We start from the raw sequence: 20,818 nt of genomic DNA on the forward strand, positions 1-20,818 counted from the left end.
ATTCGCAGTACCTTGGAGCATCGCAGTGAGCGAATTTCGGATTCTAAGTCACACTGGCAAACCATCGTTTCTAGCGTGGTTTTGGATTTGAAGTTCCTGAACGCTGACGCCATTGAAGTGGCAGGAACGTCAAATCCACCACGCTACGTTTGAAAAGGCGTCAGATATCGGCCGGTGACAGGAAGGCTTCGAGATAGCCGGTGCCTTGCGCGGCGTTGGCAAGACTGCCTGGAAAACGGACGACCGCGAGGCCGGAGGTCGGGAAGCCGTGGTTCAGCATTCCCCTGGCAGCCTCCTCGCCATCGCCCGAAAGCGCGATGGTGAGATCTTCCGTCATTGGATTGTGGCCGACGACGAGCAGCGAGCCTGGCTCGCCATTGCCGCGGATGAGCTTGAGATAGCCGGCGGCATCCTCGCTGTAGAGCGTCTCCAGGAACAGGACCCGGCCCGTATCGGTGTGACCGGCCAGGCCCTCAAGCGTTTGGCGCGCTCGCTTTGCATTCGAGCAAAGGGTCAGGTCCGGAATGTAGTTGCAGGCCCGCATGACCGCACCCATCGTTTCAGCGTCGGCGACGCCGGATGCGTCGAGCGGACGATCGAAATCGCGCATGCCCGGCAGGGCCCATCCGGCCTTCGCATGCCTCAGCAGATAAAGCTTGCTCACCGGTCCCTCGCTTGTGCCAAACACCGAAACTCGTCAAAAGGCGCTGCGGGATTAGTCATGAGAAACGCCTTGCGCACAATGGCCGGCGCCCTACAAACCTAACGAATCATACGCGAATTCGGTCGCGCCCTTCATGCGAATGATGCGGCCCATGGCATTTTGGCAGAGATTAACAATTGCGTGAATCTGTCGTCGATTGCGCTTGTGCAGCATTCGGTCCGTGAATATATAGGCGCCAAATTTGGGGCTGTCTGGGTGAGTCGAATGAACGACATCGTTACCGCCGATTACGTACCCTCCGAAGACGAGCCGTTCATGAACGAGCGGCAGAAATCCTACTTTCGCCTGAAGCTCGTCACCTGGAAGAACGACATACTGCGCGAAGCGCGCGAAACTCTCGAAATCCTGCAGCAGGAAAACGCCAACCACCCCGATCTCGCCGATCGCGCCTCTTCGGAAACCGACCGCGCCATCGAACTTCGCGCCCGAGATCGCCAGCGGAAACTCATTTCAAAGATCGATTCTGCGCTTCAGCGCATCGATGAAGGCACTTACGGCTATTGTGAGGAAACTGGCGAGCCGATCGCGCTGAAGCGGCTCGATGCGCGTCCGATCGCGACCCTGTCGATCGAGGCGCAGGAGCGCCACGAACGCCGCGAGAAGGTCTACCGCGACGACTGAAGCACGGGCGAAGCGTCCAAGCGGGCGAAGCGTCTAAAAGCAGCCAGCGAATTTGTCATGGCCGGTCTCCGGCCATTTTTTTATTGGCTGTTGGCCGGTTATCTCTTCTGGCTGGACAACTCGCCGAGAAGCTTCGTCATCTCGTCATCGAGAGACGACGGCTCTTTCGCCGCCGGCTTGCTCTCCGGCTTGGCGGGGTGCGGGTCATCAAACGGGACCTCGAGCTCCCTCATCAGCGTATCGTCGATGGAATCCTCTTTTGCCGGGGAATTCGGCTTTGCCGGGGAATCCTGTCTTGCCGGCGATGGCGCGTACCGAACGGCATTGGTGTAGGCGGGCAGCGGCGTGATGGTCGTCGATTGAGGGCTTTGCGCTGCTGGCCTCGGCGCCGGGGCGGGCTGATGCGGCCGGCCCGGCGTTGGGGCGTTGCTTGCCGGCTGCGGAGACGGTGTTTGCCTCACTGGCGCGGGAGCCGGTTGCGGCGCGCGCGGCGGCGGTGCCGGCTGATGGCCGCCGCCATCTCCGGTCAGTGCAGGACGGCGCAGCGCCGACAGCCTGATGTCGCGTTCGACGACGACGTCGGTTGGGCCGCCGATCAGCAGCAGGTGCTCGATATCGTCGCGGCGCACCAGCACCAACCGGCGGTGACTGTCGACTGCGGTGGCGTCCATCACCGCCAGCCGCGTCTTGCGGTTCCTGCCGCCGGCAACGAATGTTCCAAAAGTCAGATTGCGGACCAGCTTGATGATGAGGAGAACGATGACCACAAGGACAAGCGCGACGACGGTCCACAGGATCGCCGCGGCATAACCGGGACCCGCCACGCTATCCAGCCACTGCAGCATTGGTGCACCCAAAATCAGCTTTCGAAGAAGACGCGACACTAGACTGTTGCGGCACGCGACTGCAAGTTACGTTTCGCGCTTCGTGAACAGCTTGAAACACCCATTTTGTGGATTTCAAGCTCCTGCGAATTGAGGGCGTCTGCGTTCCCACTTCAATCCACGACGCTGGATTTTCAGCAAGTTGCTGGCGTGATGAATCCAAAATTCGCTCGCGTCGGACCAGGAATGATGCGAATTTCGGATTCGCCGCACCAGGCGCCGAACGGGTGTCATTTTTAGCGGACAGTGGCCGCCAAGGCCTTTTCCGGACCCTGAGAATGTGATTCAACCGGGCAGGGGCAAGTACCGGAATTCACGAGCAGGGGGCACATGGCCAAGGAAGCGCGCGGCGATTTCTATCCGGTACCGATCGTCGACCAGAACACGCGACCGGGCGCGGTCACCCGGCTCATCGTCTTCATCGTTGTGCTGACAGGAGCGGCGATCGTTTTCGGCCTTTTCCGAGAACGTCTTGGCGATCCATTCCTGCTTGGAATGCTTGGCGTGCTGGCGATGATCGGTGTCGGCTTCCTGTTCGCCACCGCCATCGGCTTCGTGCAGATCACACCGCGCTCGACGAGTGACGAGCTGTCGAAAGCCTTCGTCGATTCAATGTCGCAAGGCCTCCTGGTCACCGACACCAAGGGTCGTGTCGTCTACGCCAATCGGGCCTATGCCGAGATGACGGGCGCGGCTTCTGCGGCGGATCTAAAGACCGTCGAAGGGTTGCTGTCCGATGTTCCCGAGGCCTCGGTGACCATATACCGGCTCGCCTCCGGCCTGCGCGACGGCCAGCCCGGCGACGGTGAGTTTAGGCTTGCCCAATCCATTCGACCCGGCGCTGAGCCGGGCGCGCGCTGGTACCGTGTCCGCGCCCGCGCCTTCAGCGTTCCGGGCCAGCGGCTGCCCTTGCTCGCCTGGCAACTCGCCGACATCTCGAAAGAACGGGCCGAGCAGGAGCGCTTCTTCCTCGATCTGCAGGAGGCCATCGACCATCTCGACCATGCGCCTGCCGGCTTCTTTTCGGCCGACCAGGAAGGCCGCGTCACCTACATCAACGCCACGCTTGCGGAGTGGCTGGGCATCGACCTGACGAGCTTCACGCCTGGTGCCGTCACGCTTGCGGAGATCGTCGCCGGCGACGGCATGGCGCTGGTCCGCTCGGTCAAGGCCGATCCCGGCACCACCCGCAATGCGGTCATCGATCTCGATCTGACGACAGTGAAGGGCGAGGCGCTGCCCGTGCGTTTCATGCATCGGGTTTCGGCCAGCCGCGAGGGCGCCAACGGTCCGACGCGCACCATCGTGCTCAACCGGACGCAAGGCGAGGACGCTTCCGCCGATCTGCGCGCCTCGGAGATCCGCTTCACCCGCTTCTTCAATTCGACGCCGATGGCAATAGCGGCCGTCGACAACCGCGGGCGCATCCTGCGCACCAACGCGCCTTTCCTGTCGCTGTTTTCCTCCGTCGTCGACGGGGACGCGGTCGATCGGCGCGTGCGGCTGGACACTGTGATCCATGAGCGTGACCGCCCCGCCTTTGCCGCGGCGTTCGAAAAAGCGCGACAACGGCAGGCCGATATCGAACCGATCGATACGCTGCTGCCCGGCAATGAAGAACGGCACATGCGCTTCTACGTCAACGCGGTTGCCGACGGCACCGGCGAGGGCGCCGAAGAATCGGCCATCGTCTACGCCGTCGAGACCACCGAGCAGAAGGCGCTCGAGGGCCAGATGGCGCAAAGCCAGAAGATGCAGGCGGTCGGCCAGCTTGCCGGTGGCATCGCACACGACTTCAACAATGTGCTGACCGCCATCATCATGGCGTCGGACCTGTTGTTGACCAATCACCGCCCGTCGGACCCGTCCTTCCCCGACATCATGAACATCAAGCAGAACGCCAACCGGGCGGCCTCGCTGGTGCGGCAGCTTCTGGCCTTCTCGCGCAAGCAGACGCTGCGGCCGGAGGTGCTCAACCTGACCGACGTGCTTGCCGATCTGCGGATGCTGCTGGCCCGTCTGGTCGGCAACGACATCAAGCTGAAGGTCGATCATGGCCGCGATCTGTGGCCGGTGAAGGTCGACATCGGGCAGTTCGAGCAGGTGGTGGTCAATCTGGCGGTCAATGCGCGCGACGCGATGCCGAACGGCGGCGAGCTCACCGTGCGCACCCGCAACGTGACCACACAGGAGAGCAAGAGCCTTCCCTACCGCGAACTTGCGCCTGCCGATTATGTGGTGGTCGAAGTTGAAGACACAGGCAGCGGCATCGCCCCCGAAGTGCTCAAGAAGATTTTCGAACCCTTCTTCACCACCAAGGAGGTCGGCAAGGGCACCGGCCTCGGCCTGTCGATGGTCTATGGCATCATCAAGCAGACAGGCGGCTTCATCTTCTGCGATTCCGAGGTCGGCAAGGGATCGGTGTTCCGCATCTTCCTGCCGCGCTACATTGCAGAGGCGCGAACGGCAGGCGAGCCCGGCGAGGCGCCGGCTGCACCGGCAAAGGTCGCCGACGCAGCCAAGGACCTGTCAGGTTCGGCCACGGTGCTGCTCGTCGAGGACGAGGATGCCGTGCGCATGGGCGGCATGCGGGCGCTGACGTCGCGCGGTTACACCGTCCACGAAGCGTCCTCGGGCGTCGAGGCGCTGGAAATCTTCGAGGCGCTCGGCGGCAAGGTCGACATTGTCGTTTCCGATGTGGTGATGCCGGAAATGGATGGGCCGACGCTGCTTGGCGAATTGCGCAAGCGGCAGCCGGACATCAAATTCGTCTTCGTTTCCGGCTACGCGGAGGACGCGTTCGCCAAGAATCTGCCGGCAGACGCGCATTTCGGTTTCCTGCCGAAGCCGTTTTCGCTCAAGCAACTGGCCACAATCGTCAAGGACGTGCTGGAATCTTAGGGTTCACTAATTCGCACTTGCGAAATGGCGTGAGACTGCCATGATTATGGGGCCAAACAGACGGCGGGTTTTGGGGGAGCGTGCCGTGACGCCGCACAACGAGGCAGGCAAGGGTGATTATGCGGCAACAGTGCTGTTGCCGGGCGATCCGCAGCGTGCCGAATGGATGGCGGAAACGTTTCTCGAGGCGCCGCGCTGCGTCAACCGTCGAAGGCAGGCCCTCGGCTTTACCGGCTTGTTTCGCGGCAAGCCCGTCAGCATCCAGTCCACCGGCATCGGCGTCTCGTCATTCCTGATCTACGCCCATGAATTGCTGGACTTCCATGGCGTGAGGACACTGATCCGCACCGGTACCTGTGGTGCCCTGACTGCCGCAGTCAAACTGCGCAGTTTAGTGATCTCGCAAGCGGTGCGGGGTGAAAGTGCCGAGAGCGGCCAGGTTTTTGGGCTTTATGGTGCTGATGCCGGACCCGATCCGGATCTGGTTTCCCAAGCCCTGGCCCGGGCTGCCGAAATCGGCATCGAGCATCAGGCCGGACTGACCATCTGCAGCGACATATTCTATCACCCCAAGGGGCGCGACCGCTTCGCCGAAGCGCAGGCACAGGGCGCGTTGGCCGTGGATATGGAGACCAGCGCGCTCTATCGCATCGCCGCGCATTTCGGCGCCAGGGCCTTGTCGATGCTGACTGTCGTCGACAATGTGGTGACCGGCGAGCAAACCGATTATTCCGAACGCCAGGCGCTCTTCACCGATATGACCCGCCTGGCGCTCGATGTCGCGATCGAAAGTTAAGCTGCCTGCCGCTTCGGCGCCGTGTGTTCTTCGATGCCGGGCCGATGGCCGCGCAGATAGAGAGCACAGGTCGTGCGCAGCATCGAGGCGAAGTTCGGGATCTGGCCATTGATCTCGATGGCCTCGTCATAAAGCTTCGAGATGAATTTCGGCGTCGTCAGGCCCTGGCTGTCGGCGATCTCGTCGAGCAATGCCCAGAACGTCGCCTCGAGCTGGATGCTGGTCGAATGCCCGTCGATACGAATCGACCGGTTGATCTGCCGGTAGCCCTCCGGATCCTGCCCGGCAAAAACCCTGCACATCGTTACCTCCCGTTCTTATTGATCTGGCCGTTCTTATTGATTTTGGGCGCAATCAGCAGTGATTCGCGCCTTTGGCAGTGCCTTGTCGTGGCCAATTATCTTCAGCTGGAAAGCGGAAAACAGCAATCGGACTTTCGTCCTTAAGCGGTTTTCCCGGTCGTTAGATTAGCGCGTGGTAATCGGCTGCCACCACGTTTGCCGCAACCCGCGCATAATCACGCCGACGCGCACATCGCGCTTACCGCACGGAGTGTCATTTGGCGAAGGCGATCCACACCATGATCCGGGTTCTCGACGAGGCCCGGTCCGTCGACTTCTACCGAAAAGCGTTTGGACTGGACGTCGCCGAACGGCTCGATTTCGAAACCTTTACGCTCGTATATCTGAGCAATGCCGAGGCGGAGCTCGAGGTCGAGCTCACCGTCAACAAGGGCCGCCAGGAGCCTTATGCGCTCGGCGACGGCTACGGCCACCTCGCGGTTTCGGTCGCCGATCTGGACAGCGAGCATGACCGGCTCGGCGCGCTTGGCCTGAACCCGAAGAACATCGTCGAGTTCAACCGCGACGGAGCGCTGCTCGCACGCTTCTTCTTCATCGAGGATCCCGATGGCTACAAGATCGAGGTGCTGCAGCGTCAGGGCCGGTTCAAATAGGAGATACTCGGCCGCGCCGGCCAGCGCGGCGCCAGCCAGGGCACCTTCGGGTGCAGACAGCAAGCAAGGGAGGAACAATTGGTCACAATTTATGAGAGCAAGCCGGTCCATGAAACGAAGCCAGTTCTATCGCGCCGCGAGCTACTGAAGCGCGGCGGTGTCGGCGCGCTGCTGGTCATTTCAGGCAGTGCCGTCATCAGCCCGGAACATGCCTGGGGTCTCGAAACATCCGCGCTCAAGCCCGAAACCATGGCGACCCTGATCCAGATGGCGCGCGACATCTACCCGCACGACCAAGTGCCTGACAAATATTACGCAATCGCCGTCAAGGCGCACGATGAGCAGGCCGGCAAGGACCCTGCCCACAAGGACCTTATCGAAAAGGGTATCGCCGATCTCGACTTGAAATCGGGCAAGGACGGCTACACCGGTCTCGGCTGGGAGGAGCAGCGCGTTGCGGTGCTCAGGGATATCGAGGACACGCCGTTCTTCCAGGCCGTCCGCGGCGGGCTTGTCGTCGGCCTCTACAACCAGAAGGAGGTCTGGCCGATCTTCGGCTACGAGGGCGAATCCTACTCCAAGGGCGGCTACATGGCGCGCGGGTTCGACGACATCGAGTGGCTCTGAGCCCCGTCGTCGCAACCGCACACAACAGACATCATGGGAGGAAACCATGGCAGCACCATTTGATCTCAACAACGACGGCGTGGTCGTCATCATCGGCTCGGGCGCCGGCGGCGGCACGCTCGGCAATGAACTTGCGCAGAAGGGCGTCGATGTCGTCATGCTGGAGGCGGGCGCCCGTCACGAATACGAGGATTTCATCAATGACGAGTGGGATTCATTCGCCCAACTCGCCTGGACGGACAAGCGCACGACCTCGGGCGACTGGCGGGTGGCGAAGGATTTCCCCAACCTGCCGGCGTGGATCGTCAAGGCGGTCGGCGGCTCGACCACGCACTGGGCAGGCGCCTCGCTGCGCTTTCAGGAGCACGAATTCAAAACGCTTTCGACCTACGGAAAACTGGAAGGCGCGAACCTGCTCGACTGGCCGATCACGCTTGCCGAGCTCGAGCCCTACTACGCAAAGGCCGAAGACAAGCTAGGCGTGACGCTCACCAGCAACATCCCGGGCCTTCCCGGCAACAACAACTTCAAGGTGATGAAGGCCGGCGCCGACAAGCTCGGCTACAAGGAGTGCCACACCGGCCGGATGGCAATCAATTCCGAGCCGCGCGACGACCGCAATGCCTGCCAGCAGACCGGCTTCTGCTTCCAGGGTTGCAAATGGGGCGCCAAATGGTCGACGCTCTACAGCGAAATTCCCAAGGGCGAGGCGACCGGCCATCTCGAGGTCAGGCCGAATGCCATGGCCATCAAGATCAACCACGATGCGTCGGGCAAGGTAACCGGGGTCCTCTATGCCGACAAGGACGGCAGACTGAGGGAACAGAAGGCCCGCATCGTCGCGGTCGCCGGAAATTCGATCGAGAGCCCGCGACTGCTGCTCAATTCGGCATCGAGCCAGTTTCCCGACGGCCTTGCCAATTCGTCGGGGCAGGTCGGCAAGAACTACATGCGCCACACCACCGGCTCGGTCTACGGCATCTTCGACAAGCCGGTGCATATGTATCGCGGCACCACCATGGCCGGTATCATCCGCGATGAGGCCCGCAACGATCCCTCGCGCGGCTTCGTCGGCGGCTACGAACTCGAGACGCTGTCGCTCGGCCTGCCGTTCATGGCCGCCTTCCTCAATCCCGGCGGCTGGGGGCGTTCCTTCACCACGGCGCTCGACCACTACGACCACATGGCCGGCATGTGGATCGTCGGCGAGGACATGCCGCGCGAGGAAAACCGCATCACGCTGCATGCCGATATGAAGGACGCGCACGGCATGCCGGTGGCGGACGTCCATTTCGACGACCATGCCAACGACACGGCGATGCGCAACCACGCCTACAAACAGGGCTCGGCGCTCTACGAGGCGGTCGGGGCGACGCGGACCTTCCCGACGCCACCCTATCCGTCGACCCACAATCTCGGCACCAATCGGATGAGCGAGAAGGCGGCCGACGGCGTCGTCAACAAGCATGGCCAGGCGCACGATATCAAGAACCTGTTCGTGTCGGATGGCAGCCAGTTCACCACGGGCGGGGCTGAAAATCCGACATTGACGATCGTGTCGCTGGCGATCCGTCAGGCCGAGTACATTGCCGGACAAATGTCGGCCAAAAGCATTTAGCCATAGCCTCCCGACTGCCTGCTGGCGCGGAACCTCACAAGGTTTCGCGCCTCTTTCTTGTCGGCCGTTCACCGCTTCGTGCAGGTCGAGGCGGTGAAGGCGCCGTCAGGCTGCTTCATGATGATGTCGAAGGACGGGCTGGTTTGGCCGTCCAGGGTGGCTTGCGTGAGCGAGATCGAGTTGCCGCCGGTCGTGTAGCCGCCCAACGGGCCCAACCAGGTGATCTCGCCATTTGCATTCATCTGATAGTTGTAGCCCTGCCGGGCGGTTCCGAAGCTCACCGGGCCGCTATAGACATTGCCCTTGACGGTGATGTCGCCAAGGCTGAGGAACATGCCAAGCAGATAGACTTCGCAGTGATAGGTGCCGTCCGGCAATTTGCCATCGGTGAAGTCGGCGCGGGTGCTGCCGGTTGCCGCAACCAGAAGCATGGTGCTGAAAATGCGAGAAATCCTGGAGGTCATGCGATCGCTCTTTTGAAGATCGATCTTGCCCCATTTTCCTGCAGCGCCGCAACGGTTCGCCGTCTTTTGCTCAAAATTCATGCATTAATTCGCGAGTGATCAAAAATTGGGCGATAGCGGGGGACCTTTTCTCAAGCAGAGCACTGGCAGCGGCGCTTATCTTTGGCGGCTAATATATTAACCGGCTGATAGGGCTAGGAAATCCAGACCCACTTGATTTTGCTCCTGCGGTTGGCACAGCCGTTGCATGGTCTGTTCGCGATGCGATCAACCAGTCAGGGAGTTTTGAAATATGCGGGGCAGTTTCTCGACAATAACAAAAATGTTTTCGGCAGGCGCGGTCACGGCCGGCCTGCTGATGAGCGTCCCGGCCAGGGCGGCTGACGACACGATCAAGGTGGGTATCCTCCACTCGCTGTCGGGGACCATGGCGATTTCGGAGACGACGCTGAAGGACGCCATGCTGATGCTCATCGAAGAGCAGAATGCAAAGGGCGGCCTGCTCGGCAAGAAACTCGAAGCGGTCGTCGTCGATCCGGCTTCGAACTGGCCGCTGTTCGCCGAAAAGGCGCGCGAGCTGATCTCCAAGGACAAGGTCGCGGCGGTGTTCGGGTGCTGGACCTCGGTGTCGCGCAAGTCGGTGCTGCCGGTGTTCAGCGAACTCGACAACATCCTGTTCTACCCCGTCCAGTATGAGGGCGAGGAGAGCGAGCGCAACGTGTTCTACACCGGCGCGGCGCCGAACCAGCAGGCAATTCCGGCTGTCGACTATCTGATGAGCGAGGACGGCGGTTCGGTGAAGCGCTGGGTGCTTGAAGGCACCGACTACGTCTATCCGCGCACCACCAACAAGATCCTCGAAGCCTATCTGAAAGCCAAGGGCGTCGCTGCCGAAGACATCATGGTCAACTACACGCCGTTCGGCTTCTCGGATTGGCAGACCGAAGTCGCGGCGATCAAGAAGTTCGGCTCCGCCGGCAAGAAGACCGCCGTCGTCTCGACGGTCAACGGCGACGCCAACGTGCCGTTCTACAAGGAGCTTGGCAACCAGGGCATCAAGGCCGAGGATATCCCGGTCATGGCCTTCTCGGTCGGCGAGGAAGAGCTTGCCGGTCTCGATACCGCGCCGCTCGTCGGTCATCTCGCCGCCTGGAACTATTTTCAGAGCATCGATACGCCCGAGAACGCCAAGTTCATCGCCGACTGGCACAAGTTCATCAAGAGCGACAAGCGCACCACCAACGACCCGATGGAAGCCCATTATGTTGGCTTCAACATGTGGGTGAAGGCGGTCGAGAAGGCCGGCACCACCGATCCTGACAAGGTCATCGACGCCGTGATCGGCGTCTCGGTGCCGAACCTGACCGGTGGCTATTCGACGATGATGCCGAACCATCACATCACCAAGCCGGTGCTGATCGGCGAAATCCAGGCCGATGGCCAGTTCGAGACCGTCTCGCAGACGCCTGACTTGGTGATGGGCGACGAGTGGTCCGACTATCTGGCCGATTCGAAGGACCTGATTTCCGATTGGCGCGCGCCTCTGTCCTGCGGCAATTTTAATGTCGCCACCGGCAAATGCGGCGGCAAGGGAACCAACTGATCCTCCCGGGTCTGACGGTCGTGGATTTCTCCACGACCTGGACCGCGACGCGTCCGGGCGAACTCGTCCTCTCCTCCAGTTCGCCCGGACGCGAAGTTTCAACCCTCAAGAATCGCAGAAATCGATGATCCTTACCCGCGCGATCGGCCTGACGCTGCTGCTCCTCCTGGGGATGCTGTCGCCGTCGAACGCTGCCGAAGCGGATCTGCGCGCCATCATTGCCAAATTTGCCACTGCCTCGAATTTCTCGGCCACCGAAGCTGTCGTGCGCGAGCTGGCGGCTACCGGTGATACTGCCGTCGAACGTCCGCTTGGCGCGCTTGCCGAGGGCGATCTTTACGTCCGCAAGGCCGATTCGCTGGTTTTCATCGGCAAGGCAGCTGGCGGCAGCGTTGAGCTGCTCGACCCGCTGAGCGGTGAAAAATCCGGTGACGCGGCCAAAAGCGAGATCACCAAGATCAAGGTCAACAACACGCTGCGCCGCGCCATCCGCGATGCGCTGGGCACGCTGACGCTCGGCGCAAATGATCCGGCCGCGCGCATTGCCGCCGCCGACACCATGTTCAGGACGCCCGACGCGACAAACATCGAGCCGCTCGATGCCGCAATCGCCAGCGAGAGCGTGGCAAGCGTCAAAGCGCTGCTCGAACAGGCCCGCGCCGCATCGGTTCTGGTGTCCGACAGGCCGGAGACCGACAAACTGGCGGCGGTCGCCCTGATTGGCGGGCGCGGCGATCGCAACGCCCTGTCCCTGCTCACCGCCGTCGAGGCCAATTCCGAAGGCGCGGTCAAGGACGCGGCGACGGCGGCGATCGCCAACATCAATTCGACGCTGGCGCTGTGGGATGCGGGCCAGAACATCTGGTACGGCATTTCGCTCGGATCGGTGCTGCTGCTGGCGGCGATCGGCCTTGCCATCACCTTCGGCGTCATGGGCGTCATCAACATGGCGCATGGCGAAATGGTCATGCTCGGCGCTTACACCACCTTTGTCGTGCAGGAGGTGATCCGCAATTCCTTTCCCGGCCTGTTCGACTGGTCGCTAGTCATCGCACTGCCGCTCGCTTTCCTGGTCGCGGCGCTTGTCGGCCTTGCCATCGAACGCGGCGTTATCCGTTTCCTCTACGGCCGGCCGCTGGAGACGCTGCTGGCGACATGGGGTGTTTCGCTGATCCTGCAGCAGGCCGTGCGCACCATCTTCGGGCCGACGAACCAGGAAGTCGGCAACCCGTCATGGATGTCCGGTTCGTTCGATATCGGCCAGCTTGCCGTGACCTGGAACCGGCTCTGGATACTGGTATTCGCGCTTGGCGTGTTCGCGGTGCTGCTTTATGTGATGAAGCGCACGCCTTGGGGCCTGCAGATGCGCGCCGTCACCGCCAACCGCCGCATGGCCGCATCGATGGGCATCAGGACGCCATGGGTCGATGCGCTGACCTTTGCATTGGGATCCGGTATAGCCGGCATCGCCGGCGTCGCGCTCAGCCAGATCGACAATGTCTCGCCCAATCTCGGCCGCGGCTACATCATCGACAGCTTCATGGTCGTCGTCTTCGGCGGCGTCGGCAATCTCTGGGGCACGCTGGTCGGCGCCTTCTCGCTTGGCATCGTCAACAAGTTCCTCGAACCCTACGCCGGGGCAGTCCTCGGCAAGATCGTCGCCCTGGTCCTCATCATCCTCTTCATCCAGAAACGCCCGCGCGGCCTGTTCGCGCTGAAGGGCAGGTCGGTGGAAGCATGATCACTGGACGCTTCTTCGCTGCCGGCGCCGACCGCCGCATCGCCATCACGGTCTTCGTCCTTTTGGCGGTTGCGATCGTCGTACCGCTGCTCAATCTTGCGGTCTCGCCGACAAGTGCGTTCTACGTGCCGTCCTATATCGTCGCGCTCACCGGGAAATATCTCTGTTACGCGCTGCTCGCCTTGGCGCTCGATCTCGTCTGGGGCTATTGCGGCATCCTTTCGCTCGGCCACGGCGCCTTCTTCGCGCTCGGCGGCTATGCGATGGGCATGTATCTGATGCGCCAGATCGGCTCGCGCGGCGTCTACGGCAATCCGCTGCTGCCGGACTTCATGGTGTTCCTGAATTATGGGGAATTGCCGTGGTTCTGGTACGGTTTCGACCAATTCTGGTTTGCCGCGATCATGGTTCTTGCGATGCCTGGCCTGCTCGCCTTCGTCTTCGGCTGGTTCGCCTTCCGCAGCCGCGTCACCGGCGTCTATCTGTCGATCATCACCCAGGCGATGACCTATGCGCTGCTGCTTGCGTTTTTCCGCAACGACATGGGTTTCGGCGGCAACAACGGCCTGACCGATTTCAAGGATATTCTCGGCTACAACGTGCAGGCCGATGCGACACGCTCGGCATTGTTCGCGGCCAGCGCCGTCACGCTGGCCCTCGCCGTCTTCGTCACCTGGGCGATCGTCGGTTCCAAATACGGCAAGCTGCTGATGGCGGTGCGCGACGCCGAGAGCCGCACGCGCTTTCTCGGCTGGCGCGCGGAAAACGTCAAACTGTTCGCCTTCACCGTGTCGGCTGTCATGGCCGGCATTGCCGGCGCGCTCTACGTGCCGCAGGTCGGCATCATCAATCCGGGCGAGTTCGAGCCGTCCAATTCGATCGAGGTCGTGGTATGGACGGCCGTCGGCGGGCGCGGCACCATCGTCGGGCCGATCATCGGCGCGCTCGTGGTCAATGCCGGCAAATCCTGGTTCACCGGCGTGCTGCCGGCGTTCTGGCTGTTTGCGCTGGGCGGACTGTTCGTCGCCGTCACGCTGTTCCTGCCAAAGGGCATTGTCGGCATGTGGGATTCCTGGCGCGGCAATGCCAGGGCGCTGCGCGCAGCCTCGATTGCCGAGGAGGCCGGCACCGACCCTGACGTCCCGCCACTGCCGAAGATCGTTCGCTCGGCTGCGAGAACGCCTGGCGACTGGTCCGCATCCGGCCCCGAACCGCAGCCGGCGGAGTGAGCAATGTCGAAGAGCAACACCATCCTCTATCTCGACGGCGTCTCGGTTTCCTTCGACGGCTTTCGCGCCATCAACAATTTGTCGCTGGTGCTCGACAAGGGCGAGATGCGGGCGATCATCGGTCCCAACGGCGCCGGCAAGACCACGATGATGGACATCGTCACTGGCAAGACGCGCCCCGACGCGGGCGAGGTTTACTTCGATGGGCAGGTCGACCTGACGAAACATGACGAGGCCGAGATCGCCATGATGGGCATCGGCAGGAAATTCCAGAAGCCGACGGTCTTCGAAAGCCACACGATCGAGGACAACCTGATGCTGGCGCTGAAGGGCCCACGCTCGATCTTCCCGGCACTGTTCCATCGCCGCTCGGCTGCGGAGGCGCGGCGGATCGACGACATCCTCGGCATCATCCGGCTCGGTGACAAGCGCGACGAGCTCGCCGCCAATCTCAGCCACGGCCAGAAGCAATGGCTCGAGATCGGCATGCTTTTGGCGCAGGATCCGAAACTGCTTTTGGTCGACGAACCGGTCGCCGGCATGACCGACGCCGAGACCGAGGAGACTGCGCGGCTGCTCAGGGATATTGCCCGCGACCACTCGGTCATCGTCGTCGAGCACGACATGCATTTCGTGCGCGAGCTCGGCGCCAAGGTCACCTGCCTGCACGAAGGCTCGGTGCTTTCCGAAGGCTCGCTCGATTTCGTTTCGGCCGACGAACGTGTCGTCGAAGTCTATCTGGGGAGATGATCATGGTCTGGCGCGTTCCGTTCCATCATTTCGATCTTTCGTTCTTCAGGCGCTGGAGAAGGCGCTGACCATGCTCGAAGTCTCCAACGCCACGCTGCACTACGGCGCCGCCCAGGCGCTGCGTGGCGTCTCGCTGAAGGCCGGAGCCGGCAAGATCACCTGCGTGCTCGGCCGCAACGGCGTCGGCAAAACCAGTTTGATGAGATCGATCGTCGGCCACCACCGGCTGACGAGCGGAAGCGTTGCCTTCGAGGGGAAGGCGCTCGACCGGAGCGCGGCGTATGATCGCGCCCGGTCGGGCATCGCATTCGTGCCGCAGGGCAGGGAGATCTTCCCGCTGCTCACCGTGCGGGAAAACCTCGAATCGGGCTTTGCGCCATTGAAGCGCGCCGACCGCAACATCCCCGGCCACGTCTTCGAATTGTTCCCGGTGCTGAAGCAGATGCTCGGCCGCAGGGGCGGCGACCTTTCCGGCGGCCAGCAGCAGCAGCTTGCCATTGGCAGGGCACTGGTGATGCGGCCGAAACTGCTGGTGCTCGACGAGCCGACCGAGGGCATCCAGCCGTCGATCATCAAGGATATCGGCCGCGCCATCCGCTATCTGCGCGACCAGGCCGATATCGCCGTGCTGCTGGTCGAACAGTATCTCGATTTCTGCCGGGAATTGGCCGACGAGGTCAACATCATGGACCGCGGCCTGATCGTCCACACCGGCCCGGCCGAGGATCTCGACCGGGCGGATGTGAGGAAATTTCTTACGGTGTAGGGTTCATCCCATCGTCATCCTGGGGCGAAGCAAGGAGCAAAGCGACGCGGCGCACACCCCAGGATCCATGCCGTGCAGTCAGCCAAAGAGTGCAGCGGTCAAGAACAGAAGCCGTTTCCAGCGTACAGTATCCTGGATTCTGCCCCGTGGCGACGCTCTGAAGTTACGGCATGGATCCTTGGGTCTTCGCTCCGCTTCGCGTCGCTGCGCCCAAGGATGACGAAGTCGCGAGATCTGCTCAGTTTTTCTTCAACGACACCGTGTGCAACTCTGGCGCGCTGAAGATTGCGTGCTAGGCTATACTTGGCCTTGTTGAGTCGGCCGCTTTCCGTATCAGTCACGTCGACAGATCAGGCGCAGGCTCAGCCGGCACGTTTCGTGCAAGCAGCCTCCTCCTGCGATCTGATCGTTGTTCAAACGCATTTGGGGCACTTGGGCCAGGGCAGCCGATGGAACGTTACGTCGAGGACTACCAGAAACGACGGCTTACCGAGCGCTTCGACATCATGACCGCCATCGATATTTTGAAATCGCAAGGATACGACCACGACCAACTGATCGCGGAGCTCACCAAGGTGTTCTTCGTCGATCTCGATGCCTACAACGAAGTCGTGGTGGCGGCATGACCGAAGGGGTGGATGCGCTGTGCCGTCAACGTCAGCCTGTGACGCGCTTCATCAGCGCCATGGCGCCGAACGGCGCGCGGGCCTTGCCTTCGGTAATGAAGTAGACGAACACATCACGCGGTTTGACCGGTGCTTCGGTTGAGGGATCGGCGCGCGGCAGGTCGGCCGGCGCCTTGCCCTGCGCCCAGCTCTTCGCCCGGGCCGCCCATTCGTCGAGCGCAGTTGGCGTGTAGCAGTCGGGATTGTCGTCGCTGCCGGTCTGCAGCCGGGCATAAATGAAATCGCCGGTGACGTCGGCGATCGCTGGATATTTGGTGTGGTCGGCGTAGACGATCGCGACCTTGTATTGGCGCGCCAGGGCGGCGAATTCCGGCACGACGAAGCTGTCGTTGCGCACCTCGACCGCATGGCGCAGCGCAACGCCGTCCTGCTTTTCAGGCAACAGCTTGAGGAAAGCCTCGAAATCGTCCGGGTCGAATTTTTTGGTTGGCGCGAACTGCCACAGGATCGGCCCGAGCTTGTCGCCGAGCGCGGCGACGCCCGATCCCAGGAAACGCGTCATCGACTCGCCGGCCTCACCGAGCACGCGGCGGTTGGTGACGAAACGGTTGCCTTTCAGCGAATAGACAAAACCGTCCGGCGCCTCGTTTGCCCATTTGACGAAGGTCGGCTCCTTGAAGCTCGAATAAAAGGTGCCGTTGACCTCGATACTCGGCACCTGCCGGGTCGCGTAGTGCAGTTGCTTCGCCTTGGACAACTTGTCGGGGTAGAAAGACTTGTCCCAGGGCTCGAAGGTCCAGCCGCCCATGCCGGCGCGGATTGTTCCAGATTGAGTCACAGTCGTCCTCCCGGGTTGAAATGGATCAGGCCGTAGCGAGCGTTTCGACAGCTTTAGCCATGTCGAAATGCGGATTGGGCGTAGGGTGCATAGGCGGCTTGCGTCAGCCGGACGACAGCATCAAGATCACCGGCAAGCGCTCTTCTGATCCTTATTTGAGGATTTTCCAAACGCCAGCCAGTCTTCGCTCACTCCGCCGCTTCGCGCTTGCCTCCGGGGCGCCGCTCCAAAAGTTCCCTAAGGAACTGGCCGGTGTAGCTGCGTTTTTCGCGGACGATATCCTCCGGCGTGCCTGAGGCCACCAACTCGCCGCCGCCGTCGCCGCCCTCGGGACCGAGGTCGAGCACCCAGTCCGCGGTTTTTATCACCTCGAGATTGTGCTCGATGACGACCACCGTGTTGCCCTGATCGACCAGCTCGTGCAGCACTTCTAAGAGCTTGGCGACATCGTGGAAATGCAGGCCGGTGGTCGGCTCGTCGAGGATGTAGAGCGTCTTGCCGGTCGCCTTGCGCGACAGTTCCTTGGCCAGCTTGATGCGCTGCGCCTCGCCGCCCGACAAAGTCGTCGCCTGCTGGCCGACATGGATGTAGCCGAGGCCGACCTGCTTCAGCGTCTCCAGCTTGTCGCGCACGCCGGGCACGGCGGCGAAGAAATCGACGCCTTCCTCGACCGTCATGTCGAGCACGTCGGCAATCGACTTGCCCTTGAACAGAACGTCGAGCGTCTCTCTGTTGTAGCGCTTGCCGTGACATACGTCGCAGGTGACATAGACGTCGGGCAAAAAGTGCATCTCGATCTTGATGACGCCGTCGCCCTGGCAGGCTTCGCAGCGACCGCCCTTGACGTTGAACGAGAAGCGGCCTGGCTGATAGCCGCGCGCCTTGGACTCCGGCAGGCCGGCGAACCAGTCGCGGATCGGCGTGAAGGCGCCGGTATAGGTGGCGGGATTGGAGCGCGGCGTCCGTCCGATCGGCGACTGGTCGATATCAATGACCTTGTCGAGGAATTCGAGGCCCTCGATGCGGTCGTGCTCGGCCGGGTGCTCGCGCGAGCCCATGATGCGGCGCGACGCCGCCTTGAACAAGGTCTCGATCAGGAAGGTCGACTTGCCGCCGCCGGAGACGCCGGTGACGGCGGTGAAGGTGCCGAGCGGGATTTCGGCGGTAACGTTCTTCAGATTGTTGCCGCGCGCGCCGACGATCTTCAGGCGCCGGTTCTTCTTGGCCTCGCGCCGCACCGCCGGCGTTGCCACTTCGAGCTCGCCGGACAAATATTTGCCGGTGATCGAGGCGGGGCTGGCCATGATCTGCTGCGGCGTTCCCTGCGCGATGATGTGGCCGCCGTGGATGCCGGCGGCCGGGCCGATATCGACGACATAATCGGCATGCAGGATGGCGTCTTCGTCATGCTCGACGACGATCACCGTGTTGCCGATGTCGCGCAAATGCTTCAGCGTGTCGAGCAGGCGCGCATTGTCGCGCTGGTGCAGGCCGATCGACGGCTCGTCCAGCACATAGAGCACGCCGGTGAGGCCGGAGCCGATCTGCGAGGCCAGCCGAATGCGCTGGCTCTCGCCGCCCGACAGCGTGCCGGAATTGCGCGACAGCGTCAGGTAGTCGAGCCCGACATCGTTGAGGAAGCGCAGCCGCTCGCGGATTTCCTTGAGCACGCGCACCGCGATCTCGTTCTGCTTGTCGCTGAGTGCGGCGGGCAGCTCGGTGAACCATTGGTCGGCCTTGCGGATCGACAGCTCGGTGACCTCGCCGATGTGCTTGCCGGCAATCTTCACCGCCAGCGCTTCCGGCTTCAGCCGGTAGCCGCGGCAGGCCGGGCAAGGTGTGGCCGACATGAAGCGCTCGATCTCCTCGCGCATCCAGGCAGATTCGGTTTCCTTCCACCGCCGTTCGAGATTGGGGATCACGCCTTCGAAGGTCTTTGTCGTCTGGTAGGAGCGCAGCCCGTCATCATACTGGAAAGTGACCTCGCGCTCGCCGGTGCCGTGCAGGATGGCTCGCTTTGCCTCTTCGGTCAGGTCCCGGAACTTGTCCCCTAGTTTGAAGCCATAAGCCTTGCCCAGCGCCTCGAGCGTCTGCACGTAATAGGGTGAGGTCGATTTCGCCCATGGGCTGACGGCGCCGGCGCGCAGCGACAGATTGTCGTCGGGCACGATCAGGCTGGCGTCGATGGCGCGCTGGCTGCCGAGGCCGTCGCAGGTCGGGCAGGCGCCGAACGGGTTGTTGAAGGAAAACAGCCTGGGCTCGATCTCGGGAATGGTGAAGCCTGACACCGGGCAGGCGAATTTTTCGGAGAACAGGATGCGCTCATGCGTCTCATTCTTCGATTTGTTGACCGAATCCTCGCCGGTCTGGCTGGCGTCGAGCGGCCGGTCGGCGAATTCGGCCACTGCCAGCCCGTCGGCGAGCTTCAGCGCGGTCTCGATGGAATCGGCAAGCCGCGTCGCCAGATCGCCGCGCACGACGATGCGGTCGACGACGACGTCGAGGTCATGCTTGTACTTCTTGTCCAGCGCCGGCACGTCGGCGATTTCGTAAAAGACACCGTCGACCTTGACGCGCTGAAAACCCTTTTTCTGCAGCTCCAGCAGTTCCTTGCGGTATTCGCCTTTGCGGCCTCGCACCATCGGCGCCAGGATGAACAGACGCGTGCCTTCCTCGACCGCCAGCACGCGGTCGACCATCTGCGACACCGTCTGGCTCTCGATCGGCAGGCCGGTGGCCGGCGAATAGGGGATGCCGACGCGCGCGAACAGCAGCCGCATATAGTCGTAGATCTCGGTGACGGTGCCAACCGTCGAGCGCGGGTTCTTCGACGTGGTCTTCTGCTCGATGGAGATGGCCGGCGACAAGCCGTCGATCTGGTCGACATCAGGCTTCTGCATCATTTCGAGGAACTGCCGCGCATAGGCCGACAGGCTCTCGACGTAGCGGCGCTGGCCCTCGGCATAGATGGTGTCGAAGGCGAGCGACGACTTGCCTGACCCCGACAGCCCGGTCATGACGATCAGGCTGTCACGCGGCAGGTCGAGATCGACATTCTTCAGATTGTGTTCGCGCGCCCCGCGAATGGAAAGATATTTATGGTCGGCCATCGCCGGTCGCCGCCTCAGATCTGGAATCTCGTGGGATGGCGGGTTGTCCCGGCCATCCCCTATGTAGGTAATTTCGCCACCGTTTCGAGAGAACTCTCGACCAAGCCTTTAACCGTCTTTCGCGCGGGCGAGCAAGCGGAAAGAACAAAGGCCGAACACGCTCCTGACAAATGCGTTCATGTAATCCACAGCCGACGTCGCGCTGCTCAAAACGGATGCAAATTTCGGATTCGCCACACAAGCGATCACGTTTTTGGTAAATCGGCTATCCAACTGTTGACGTCTCGGGCTCAGGGGGGCAGACTCCGAACGTCACCGAAGCCGACCGTCTTTCGATGGCCTCGCCGCCCCAAGGCGGCCTGCGAGACGCCGCAGGCTTTGCGATATGCGCTTCGGACGACACCAGTCGCAATGGACAGAAAAGGAGAGCAGAGGAATGACTCCACCGGACAGTTCCTTGAGGCTCCACGTGTCGCTGGAGCCGCGGCAGGCATAAGTGCCAGGGCTAGGCGTTTTGCGCCGCCCGACAAACCGTGACCTGCCGATCCCATTAAAATCAGAGACT

At 62.1% G+C, this 20,818-nt stretch carries 18 protein-coding genes; 12 read left to right on the forward strand and 6 right to left on the reverse strand.

Annotated elements, in window-relative coordinates; translation table 11 throughout:
* Nucleotides 1–160: 160 nt before the first annotated feature.
* Nucleotides 161–664 carry a SixA phosphatase family protein gene (locus AC0L3D_RS19715; RefSeq protein ID WP_128172365.1) on the reverse strand — a complete coding sequence of 168 codons (504 nt, stop codon included), beginning with the start codon at nt 662–664 and terminating at the stop codon, nt 161–163.
* A gap of 264 nt (nt 665–928) precedes the next feature.
* On the opposite strand from AC0L3D_RS19715, the gene dksA reads away from it, so the two are divergent.
* Nucleotides 929–1,345 (forward strand): RNA polymerase-binding protein DksA, encoded by a 417-nt coding sequence (gene dksA / locus AC0L3D_RS19720; RefSeq protein WP_006202025.1) that lies wholly within the window; start codon nt 929–931, stop codon nt 1,343–1,345.
* Between the two features lie 98 nt (nt 1,346–1,443).
* Here dksA and AC0L3D_RS19725 read toward each other — a convergent pair whose 3' ends face one another.
* Nucleotides 1,444–2,190: a flagellar biosynthetic protein FliO gene (locus AC0L3D_RS19725; RefSeq protein WP_287175215.1), complete on the reverse strand. Its 747-nt coding sequence runs from the start codon at nt 2,188–2,190 to the stop codon at nt 1,444–1,446.
* Nucleotides 2,191–2,559: 369 nt separating this feature from the next.
* On the opposite strand from AC0L3D_RS19725, the gene cckA reads away from it, so the two are divergent.
* A complete protein-coding gene (gene cckA / locus AC0L3D_RS19730; RefSeq protein ID WP_287317310.1) occupies nt 2,560–5,130 on the forward strand; it encodes a cell cycle histidine kinase CckA in 2,571 nt (856 codons plus the stop codon).
* Between the two features lie 85 nt (nt 5,131–5,215).
* The gene (locus AC0L3D_RS19735; RefSeq protein ID WP_128183088.1) at nt 5,216–5,926 is read left to right on the forward strand and encodes a purine-nucleoside phosphorylase; all 711 of its coding nucleotides are present in this window, start codon (nt 5,216–5,218) and stop codon (nt 5,924–5,926) included.
* Here AC0L3D_RS19735 and AC0L3D_RS19740 read toward each other — a convergent pair.
* A complete protein-coding gene (locus AC0L3D_RS19740; RefSeq protein WP_077384009.1) occupies nt 5,923–6,228 on the reverse strand; it encodes a ribbon-helix-helix domain-containing protein in 306 nt (101 codons plus the stop codon). The genes AC0L3D_RS19735 and AC0L3D_RS19740 overlap by 4 nt on opposite strands.
* Nucleotides 6,229–6,485: 257 nt before the next feature.
* Here AC0L3D_RS19740 and AC0L3D_RS19745 point away from each other — a divergent pair, with 257 nt between their 5' ends.
* From AC0L3D_RS19745 to AC0L3D_RS19755, 3 genes are all read left to right on the forward strand, one after another.
* Nucleotides 6,486–6,881 carry a VOC family protein gene (locus AC0L3D_RS19745; protein WP_473627802.1) on the forward strand — a complete coding sequence of 132 codons (396 nt, stop codon included), beginning with the start codon at nt 6,486–6,488 and terminating at the stop codon, nt 6,879–6,881.
* A 78-nt stretch (nt 6,882–6,959) separates the two neighbouring features.
* Entirely contained in the window at nt 6,960–7,508 is a 549-nt protein-coding gene (locus AC0L3D_RS19750) for a Twin-arginine translocation pathway signal (RefSeq protein ID WP_091593680.1), read from the forward strand.
* Nucleotides 7,509–7,554: 46 nt separating this feature from the next.
* On the forward strand, nt 7,555–9,126 hold the full coding sequence (locus AC0L3D_RS19755; protein WP_473645575.1) for a GMC family oxidoreductase: 1,572 nt from the start codon (nt 7,555–7,557) through the stop codon (nt 9,124–9,126).
* Between the two features lie 68 nt (nt 9,127–9,194).
* On the opposite strand, the gene AC0L3D_RS19760 is transcribed toward AC0L3D_RS19755, so the two are convergent.
* A complete protein-coding gene (locus AC0L3D_RS19760; protein ID WP_473627859.1) occupies nt 9,195–9,590 on the reverse strand; it encodes a hypothetical protein in 396 nt (131 codons plus the stop codon).
* Nucleotides 9,591–9,882: 292 nt separating this feature from the next.
* On the opposite strand from AC0L3D_RS19760, the gene urtA reads away from it, so the two are divergent.
* The 6 genes from urtA (at nt 9,883) to AC0L3D_RS19790 (ending at nt 16,305) form a co-directional block, all read left to right on the forward strand.
* Nucleotides 9,883–11,193 (forward strand): urea ABC transporter substrate-binding protein, encoded by a 1,311-nt coding sequence (gene urtA, locus AC0L3D_RS19765; protein ID WP_128169042.1) that lies wholly within the window; start codon nt 9,883–9,885, stop codon nt 11,191–11,193.
* A gap of 124 nt (nt 11,194–11,317) precedes the next feature.
* Nucleotides 11,318–12,934, forward strand: a complete 1,617-nt coding sequence (gene urtB, locus AC0L3D_RS19770; RefSeq protein WP_473627799.1) for an urea ABC transporter permease subunit UrtB — start codon at nt 11,318–11,320, stop codon at nt 12,932–12,934.
* Nucleotides 12,931–14,163: an urea ABC transporter permease subunit UrtC gene (gene urtC / locus AC0L3D_RS19775; RefSeq protein WP_473627798.1), complete on the forward strand. Its 1,233-nt coding sequence runs from the start codon at nt 12,931–12,933 to the stop codon at nt 14,161–14,163. The genes urtB and urtC overlap by 4 nt, the downstream gene beginning before the upstream one ends.
* 3 nt (nt 14,164–14,166) lie before the next feature.
* Nucleotides 14,167–14,913 carry an urea ABC transporter ATP-binding protein UrtD gene (urtD, locus tag AC0L3D_RS19780; protein WP_287174296.1) on the forward strand — a complete coding sequence of 249 codons (747 nt, stop codon included), beginning with the start codon at nt 14,167–14,169 and terminating at the stop codon, nt 14,911–14,913.
* A 70-nt stretch (nt 14,914–14,983) separates the two neighbouring features.
* Nucleotides 14,984–15,679, forward strand: coding sequence for an urea ABC transporter ATP-binding subunit UrtE (gene urtE / locus AC0L3D_RS19785; protein ID WP_091593695.1), 696 nt, complete (start codon nt 14,984–14,986; stop codon nt 15,677–15,679).
* A gap of 449 nt (nt 15,680–16,128) precedes the next feature.
* The gene (locus AC0L3D_RS19790) at nt 16,129–16,305 is read left to right on the forward strand and encodes a hypothetical protein (RefSeq protein ID WP_473627796.1); all 177 of its coding nucleotides are present in this window, start codon (nt 16,129–16,131) and stop codon (nt 16,303–16,305) included.
* Between the two features lie 31 nt (nt 16,306–16,336).
* On the opposite strand, the gene AC0L3D_RS19795 is transcribed toward AC0L3D_RS19790, so the two are convergent.
* Together AC0L3D_RS19795 and uvrA are read right to left on the reverse strand one after the other, a co-directional pair.
* Nucleotides 16,337–17,143: a DUF72 domain-containing protein gene (locus AC0L3D_RS19795; RefSeq protein WP_287247788.1), complete on the reverse strand. Its 807-nt coding sequence runs from the start codon at nt 17,141–17,143 to the stop codon at nt 16,337–16,339.
* Nucleotides 17,144–17,331: 188 nt separating this feature from the next.
* Complete coding sequence (uvrA, locus tag AC0L3D_RS19800) at nt 17,332–20,253, reverse strand: excinuclease ABC subunit UvrA (RefSeq protein WP_287290660.1); 2,922 nt, start codon at nt 20,251–20,253, stop codon at nt 17,332–17,334.
* Nucleotides 20,254–20,818 lie beyond the last annotated feature (565 nt).

This window comes from Mesorhizobium sp. WSM4837 (assembly GCF_055811435.1).